Here is a 7,623-nt window from a genome sequence, read left to right on the forward strand (position 1 = left end):
TAACAAATTCATAAGCAGGCAAACGGCCGGCTCGTCTAACGAGCCGTGGCCGAGCAAAGGGGAGCCATGAGCATCAAACGTCGTCAGTTTCTAACCGGCGCGGCCGGCGCTGTTGCGGCCGCGAGTACCGTCTTTTCGCCCATGACGATCGCGCGCAACAAGAAGTATCGCCTGGGCATGGTCACGTCCTGGCCGTCGTCGATCGATACGCTCTACGGTACCGCCGAGTACATCGGTCGTTCCATCGAATACGCCACCGACGGCGATGTGGAGGTCGAGGTGTTTGCCGCCGGCGAACAGGTTGGCGGACTGGAAGTATTCGACGCTGTTTCCAGTGGCGCCTTTGCCATGGGGCATACGGCCTCCTATTACTACATCGGCCAGGATCCGACCCATGCGTTTTTCACCTCCATGCCGTTCGGCCTGACCGGCCAGCAGCAGAACGCCTGGATCGAGGAAGGCGGCGGTGGCGACCTCTGGAACGAGCTCAACGCCCGCAGCAACATGGTGGCATTCCTGGCCGGCAACACGGGCGGTCAGACCGGCGGCTGGTTCAATAAGGAAATCAACTCGCCTGCGGACCTCAAGGGCCTGAAAATGCGTTTTCCCGGCGTGGGCGGGCAAGTCATGGCCCGCGCCGGCGTCAATATCCAGAACCTGCCGGGCGGCCAGGTCTATTTCGCGCTCGAGCGCGGCGTGATCGACGCGGCCGACTGGGTCAGCCCCTATGACGACGAAATCCTGCAGCTGCACAAGGCGGCCAAGTACTACTACATGCCCAGCTGGGCCGAGCCCGGCGCCACCCTCGGCCTGTACGTGAACAACGATATCTTCAAGGACCTGCCCAAGGATATTCGCGAGACGATCCCGGTGGCCGCCAAAGCCGCCAACGAACGCATGTTTGCCCAGTACATGGCCCGCAACGGACCGGCGCTCAAGCGCCTGATCGCCGGCGGTGCCCAGGTGCGCACCTTCCCCTCCGACGTGCTCGACGTGCTCAAGGGCTATACCGACGAAATCCAGCAGGAGCATGCCGACAAGAACAAGCTCTACGCCAAGGTCTACGATCAGTGGCAGGGCTTTCGCGACGAGGTGCGGGCCTGGACCGACGTCAGCGAGTACAACTTCCTGCGCTATATCAACGGCGATCTGAGCTAGCCCGCAGAAGGCCACGTCGAAGACAGATCAAGCCGCGCTGCTCGGCCGGGCAGCGCGGCTTTTTTCGTGGCTGTTTCGGGTAAGCGATCGGCCGCTTTCGGCCAGCGTTGCGGCATGCGGCAGTACCGCCTTGCTTGGGAGAGAGCCCGGCCCGCTATTGAACGGCGTTGCTGAGCTGCGGCAGCCAGAGCACGAGTTGCGGGAACAGCCACAGCAGTACGATCGCGAACAGCTGCAGGCAGATGAAGGGCACCACGCCGCGATAGATATCGACAGTACGGATCTCGGGCGGCGCTACGCCCTTGAGATAGAACAGCGCGAAGCCGAAGGGCGGGGTAAGGAACGAGGCCTGCAGATTGACTGCAATCAGGACCGCGAACCAGAGCGGGTCGATGCCCAGCTGGATGGCGATCGGGGTGATCACCGGCACCACGATAAAGCTGATCTCGATGAAGTCCACGAAAAAGCCCAGCACGAAGATGGTGAGCATCGTGAAGAACAGGAAGGCAAGCGCGCCGCCGGGTAGATCGAGCAGGATCTCCTCGACCAGCTGCGGACCGCCCAGCGATGCAAACACCATGGTGAACGCGGTTGCGCCCAGCAGAATGATGAAGACCATGGCCGTGAGTTTGACGGTCTGATCCATCACCGCGCGCAGGCTCTGCCAGTTGAGACGGCGGTTGATCGCAGCCAGCAATGTTGCGCCCAGAGCGCCCATGGCGCCGGCTTCCGTCGGCGTGGCAATACCGGCGAAGATCGTACCCAGCACGACAAGAATCAACGCCAACGGCGGCGCCATCATCACCAGCACGCGTCCGATAAGATGGCCGCGGCTGATCGCGCGTTCGCTGGCAGGCAACGCCGGTGCGCGTTCCGGATGGCGCAGCGCCACGTAGATGATCCAGAGAACGAACAGGCCTGCCAGGAGGATGCCCGGGATCAGTGCGCCCAGAAACAGATCGCCAATCGAGACCTGCATCTGATCGCCGAGGATGATCAGCACGATGCTGGGCGGCACGATCTGGCCGAGCGTGCCCGAAGCGGCGACCGTACCGGAGGCCAGACCCTTGTCGTAGTTGTACTTGAGCATCACCGGCAGGGCGAGTACGCCCATGGTGACCACCGAGGCGCCGACAACGCCGGTCGACGCCGCCAGCAGGGTGCCGACCACCACCACGGAAATCGCCAGGCCGCCGCGTACGCGTCCGAACAGCAGGCCCATGGTCTGCAACAGGTCGGAGGCCAGGCGTGATTTTTCCAGCATCACGCCCATGAACACGAAGAACGGTACGGCGACCAGTTCGTAGTTGTCCATGATGTTGCCGAAGATACGCCCCGGCAGGATATTGAGGCGGGCCATGCGAAACGCGGGCTCCCACGGCAGGGCAATACCCATGTCCGGGAGCATGTCGCTGCCGATGAGGGTGAACAGCACGGCCGTGCCGCCCAGCGTGAAGGCCACGGGATAGCCGATCAGCAACAGGCCGATCGCGGTCGCGAACATCCAGAGAGCGAGGTAATCCACGGTCAGAGCCTGTAGTCGGGGTATGCGCGCATGGACGGCTGGCCTAGAGGCCCTCGGTTTCCTGGGTGGCGCGGTGGGCTTCGTTCTCGGCGAAGCCGGGCTCGCGGGCCAGATAGGCAATATTCTTGATCAGCTCGCTAATGCCCTGAAGGATGAGCATCGCGAACGCCACCAGCATGACGGTCTTGATCGGGTAGCGGGCCAGCCCGCCCGGGTTGGGGCTTTGTTCCATCACTGCCCAGGAGCGTTCGACATAGCCCAGGCAGAAATACAGCCCGAAAACGCAGAACGGCACCAGGAAGAACAGCGTGCCGAAGATATCGATCCACGCCCGGGCCCGTGGGCCCAGCCGGCTGTAGACGATATCCACACGCACATGGCCGTCTTCACGCAGTAGATAGGCTGCGCCCAGCAGGAAGATCAGATCGAAGGCATAGGTCTGCAGCTCGAGATACACGTTGGCCGACAGCTGCACGCCGAGATACTGGCCCAGATAGCGGGTAATCACGTTATAGGCGCCGAGCAGCACCATGGCGATGGTCAGCCACCACATCAGGCGGCCGACGAAGGTGGAAAAACCGTCGATCGCGCGCGATACACCCAGCAGAATGTTCACTTTGTCTCCTTACCGGGCATTCGGAAAAACCCGCGGCCAGCGCGAGCGGGCAGGGCAGCGATTCTAGCCGACCCCATGCGCAAAGCCCAAGCCGGGGCCGTACCTGGACGGGGTACTGAGCGGATACGGTAAAAGTCCCCGAAAAAAGCCCGGCGCGCTGTTGCGCACCGGGCCATGTCACCGACTATTGCGTGTCGACGGTGGCTTCGATGGTTTCCGTTTCCAGATTGGGATCGGCGGTAATATCGGCCTGGCGATAAAGCAGCGTGCGGTAATTCTTGTTCGAATACCGCTGATCCTGGTCGTCGAAATGGTCGGACTCGGCATCATCGGACTGGCTGTAGCTGACCAGCCCATAACCCTGCGGGCCGTTGTCGCCAAAGCTCAGGCCAAAGTGCCAGCTGGTGCCATAGCCGATCAACCAGCCCTCGTTGGGCTCGCTCGACAGACTGCCCGTATTGGCCAGCGTATCGGCCGGGGCCACACGCGGATAGCGGGTGCCATCTTCCACTGCGTTGACGTCCGGGAGCACGATATTGAAGCCGCCTTCGAGGTTCTGGTTGCCGTGCCATTCGATCGGGCTGCCCGAAGGGGCAGGCGTGCCGTTGGGCCGCGTGCCGGCCGACTGCTGCACGCGCTGGACATCGCCCAGGCGTGCGTCATACGCGATATTTACCTGGTCGAGCCGGCTCAGCCCACGCGCCAGCGAGGCCAGCATCGGATCCTGGGCCGGATCGCTGGGTGCGGCATTCGGCGTGCTCGGCGTGGTTTCCGGATTGGCCGGATCGAAGTCCACCGACAACTGGGCCGGGTAGGTCGGGTTGTAGTCCGCCATGAACACGCGGAACACGTGGGCGCCGGTGCTGTTCACGTCGTAGACGCCGTCCCAGTTCGCCAGCGCAGCACAGCCCGCGGCAACCGAGCGGCTGCCCGAGCCGGTGTTAATGGCCGTATCGCCAGCGTTTGTACAGCGGGTGCGCAGTTCGTCGAGCAGGGTTTCGGCGTAGTAGGCACGGTTGGAATACAGCGCCTTGATGATCTCCTCGCCGGTGAACTTACCGTCGCTTCCGGCCGGGGCCACCGTCGAGCGGCCGGGGTCGGTCGGGTTTTCCAGCATCTTCAGGCCCATGCGCGTACGCGGCGAGAGGATGCTGTTGGTCTTGCCGTAAAGCGGCGAAAAGCCGGTCAGGAAAGCGTCCGGATTGGTTGCCCAGTAGCTGTCGTTGGAGTTCTGGACATAGTCGCGGCGCTCGAGCTTGGGCGCGCCGGCATAGGGCACCCGCCCGTCGCAGTCGCCATCGATCCAGTCATTGAGCGAACGGCTGCCGTCGAGCAGGGTCACGCCGGCGTCGAACAACCCGGCGACCACCGGGTTCACCGTCGCCCGCGCCTGAAACGCCTGCAGCGCACCCTGGGAAAGCTGCGGTACCGACGTGCCATCGATATAGAAGGCCTGGCCGGAGTCGTCGGCGTACATGGTGTTCACCCACAGCACGCTGCCGCAAGCCTCGAACGGCTTCTTGAACTGGGCGAGGTTGGAGGCTCGGCCCATGTTCAGCCACTGGTCCACCACCTGGCGGGCGGTTTCGGTATTGGCGTCACGATAGGTCAGTGCCGATGCGCGGCCGGCGAACTCGCCGCCCCAGGCCGGCAGGTTTGCGTTGATCACGTTGCCGGCGAGCATCGGGCCGTATTCCGAGAAATAGAACTCGCGCTGCAGCATCGTGGGCGTGGGCGAACCGTTGGCGACCTGGATCGACAGTGTCTTCGACTCGATCTTCTTCGGCTCGCCGTCCTTGATATAGGTCATCCCACTGGCGTCGCTCGGATCCAGCGTTAGATCGTAGAGGGTGAAGTGCTGGGCTTTGGATACGGTATGGGTCCAGGCGACATTTTCGTTGAAGCCGATCAGCGGAATCACGATGCCGATCAGGCCGGCGCCGTTGACGTTGTAGACACCCGGCACGGTGAGCTGCATCTGGTACAGGCGCCGATTGCCGGTATAGGGGAAATGCGGGTTCGCGAGCAATGCGCCCTTACCGTTTTCGGTCATTTCCGAGCCGATGCCCCAGCCGTTGCTGGCCATGCCTCGATCGTTGAAGTCGGTCTTGGCGCCAATCGATTCCGGGGTGGCGGCACGCGCGAACCGGGCGAGCGCCTGAGCGTCGAAAGCGTCGGTCGATGCCGGATCGGCGCTGGCAAGGCTCGACGACGACTGGGCTGTTGTGGCCGCTTGGCCGGCCGGCCTCGGTCCCGGGTTCGTTTCTGGGGGCACGGCCAGGAAAATCGGCCCGCCGGTGAACTGATCGCCGCTCGCATAGAGCGCCACCAGCTGATAGTAGGCATAGACATCGGTGGCAGAGATCGGGCGTACCCAGGGTCCGCTGTTGCACTTGGCGGGCAGATTGCCGTTGCCGGTTTCGCCCAGATACTTGTTATAGCCCGCAGCGAAACCTCGCAGCATGGCCTGAGAGGGCGCCGAGAGTTCATCGAATTCGGCCTGGGCTTTTTCGTACAGCCCCAGCGCCTTGTAGCTGAAGTCGGTGATGATGTTGATGCCGATCGGCAGCTGTGGGCTGAGATTCTCGCCCGGCCCGTAATACATCGCCCGTTCGCCGCGCGCGCGCACGATCGAATCCGCGATGAGGCAGATATTGTCACGGGCCTGAACATAACCCGAGCCGAAGGCGACCGATTCGAGGTTGTCGGCGGTGATATGGGGTACGCCGCCGGTGGTGGTCTGTACCCTAGCCGACAGCTGGCCATCGGGCGCGCTGATCTGGCTGTCGCTCAGTGCGCTGGGCCCGGTATCGCGGTTATTGCTGCGGTCGTCGTCGCTGCTATCGGAGGAACAGCCGATCAGGCCAACGCCCAGGCACAGCGATACGCCGGCTGCGACCAGCGGTCGCTTCCAAGCAAATGTTTTCATGGTCTCCCCTCGAATTATCGATTTTGTTTATAACCCGGACCGATGCCTCGGCTGCGCTGAACGGCCGTTCGGTCGTGAGTCGATCATAGCTCGACGGTTCGCGTTTTGCACGGTCGGCACGCGCGCGACCTGTGGGCCGGGCCGGGTGAAATATCGTTGAATGTTTGCATCCGCCGGGACCAATCGGCGCTATATTGACGCTATGAACACGAGATTACTGTCGATCATCCTCTGCAGCACGCTCCTGGCCGCCTGTGCCAGCGGTCCGGCCTATCGCGCCGCGCCCACGGCCGATGGCTACGGCTATCGCGATACGCAGCTGACCGCCGATCGTTATCGCGTGAGTTTTTCCGGCGACTACGGCATGGCACGCGAAACGGTCGAGAATTTTGCCCTGTTCCGGGCCGCGGACTTGGCCGTCGACCACGGCGCGACGCGTTTTCGTATCGTCTCGCGTGATACCTCCCCGGTCACCAGCAACTACGGCGGCGGGCCGAGCACGAGCATCGGTTATGGCTGGGGCTACCCGGCCTGGGGCACGAGCATCGGGTATTCGACCGGCGGTTCGAGCCGCACGCGCTATGAGGCGGTGCTCGAAATCCAGCTCGGTGATGAAGTGCCCGAGCAGGGCGCCGAGGTCTACGACGCGAACGAGCTCAAGCGCAATCTTTCGGCCGCGGTGGCAGCCGGCGAGCAGCGCTAGTCACGCCAATCGATCGGGCGGGCGCCGCTGGCCGCTTTGATCCGACCGTTGCGGCCCTGGGTTGTCTATCCGAACTGGCGTGCGAGCCGTGAGCTGCACGGTAAGTTGCAGCTATCGATTCCCGGGCGCTGAACACCACGAATCGTCGTGGTGGTCTTTGGCCGTTGCGGTCTGGCCTCTGATCGCTGCGGCGACAGCGCTCAGCGCAGCTGAAACCTCACCGGCACCGTCAGGGCCAGCCGTTGCATGGATACACTGTCCGGCAGGGCCGGTAGAGGGTCGGCCTTGCGGATCATGTCGCGTACCGCTTCATCGAGTAGTTCGTGGCCCGAGCTCTGGCGTATCTCCCAGTCCAGCACGTGGCCGTTGCGGTCCATGACGAAATAGAGAAGTACCGTGCCTTCCTGGCGCAGCCGTCGTGCACGACGCGGATAGTCCTTATAGCGCTGCAGCCAGGCCCCGAGCTCGGCACGATAGTCCGGCGGCGTGTCCGATACGCTGCCAGTCGTGCCCTGTTGGGTGGTCTGGGCGGTCTGTGGTGCCTTGGCCGGTGCGTTGGTCCGGTCCTGGCCGCCGGCGGCCTCGGCGTTCGCGTCTCGCCGTGCGCTACTGCTGGCCGTGCGCGACTCGGGCTCGCTGCGCCGCTCCGGCTTGGGCTCCGGCCGCGGTTCGGGCCTGGGTTGCGGTTTGGG

6 protein-coding genes are annotated in these 7,623 nt (G+C 63.5%); 2 read left to right on the forward strand and 4 right to left on the reverse strand.

Going from position 1 to position 7,623, the window contains the following annotated elements; all coding sequences use genetic code 11:
• Positions 1 to 66 precede the first annotated feature (66 nt).
• Entirely contained in the window at positions 67 to 1,158 is a 1,092-nt protein-coding gene (dctP, locus tag ABNU97_RS08240) for a TRAP transporter substrate-binding protein DctP (protein WP_348766261.1), read from the forward strand.
• A 154-nt stretch (positions 1,159 to 1,312) separates the two neighbouring features.
• Here the strand turns inward: dctP and ABNU97_RS08245 are convergent, their stop codons facing one another.
• The 3 genes from ABNU97_RS08245 to ABNU97_RS08255 all read right to left on the reverse strand — a co-directional run bounded on the left by ABNU97_RS08245 (position 1,313) and on the right by ABNU97_RS08255 (position 6,228).
• Entirely contained in the window at positions 1,313 to 2,689 is a 1,377-nt protein-coding gene (locus ABNU97_RS08245) for a TRAP transporter large permease subunit (protein WP_348766266.1), read from the reverse strand.
• Positions 2,690 to 2,726: 37 nt separating this feature from the next.
• On the reverse strand, positions 2,727 to 3,299 hold the full coding sequence (locus ABNU97_RS08250; RefSeq protein WP_348766262.1) for a TRAP transporter small permease subunit: 573 nt from the start codon (positions 3,297 to 3,299) through the stop codon (positions 2,727 to 2,729).
• 184 nt (positions 3,300 to 3,483) lie between these two features.
• On the reverse strand, positions 3,484 to 6,228 hold the full coding sequence (locus ABNU97_RS08255) for a penicillin acylase family protein (RefSeq protein ID WP_348766263.1): 2,745 nt from the start codon (positions 6,226 to 6,228) through the stop codon (positions 3,484 to 3,486).
• A 202-nt stretch (positions 6,229 to 6,430) separates the two neighbouring features.
• On the opposite strand from ABNU97_RS08255, the gene ABNU97_RS08260 reads away from it, so the two are divergent.
• On the forward strand, positions 6,431 to 6,931 hold the full coding sequence (locus ABNU97_RS08260) for a hypothetical protein (protein ID WP_348766264.1): 501 nt from the start codon (positions 6,431 to 6,433) through the stop codon (positions 6,929 to 6,931).
• Positions 6,932 to 7,131: 200 nt separating this feature from the next.
• Here ABNU97_RS08260 and ABNU97_RS08265 read toward each other — a convergent pair.
• Positions 7,132 to 7,623, reverse strand: a 492-nt coding sequence (locus tag ABNU97_RS08265) for an energy transducer TonB (protein ID WP_348766265.1), incomplete at its 5' end; no start/stop codon positions are given.

The sequence above is a fragment of the uncultured Salinisphaera sp. genome (assembly GCF_964012375.1).
In the GTDB taxonomy this organism is placed as follows: domain Bacteria; phylum Pseudomonadota; class Gammaproteobacteria; order Nevskiales; family Salinisphaeraceae; genus Salinisphaera.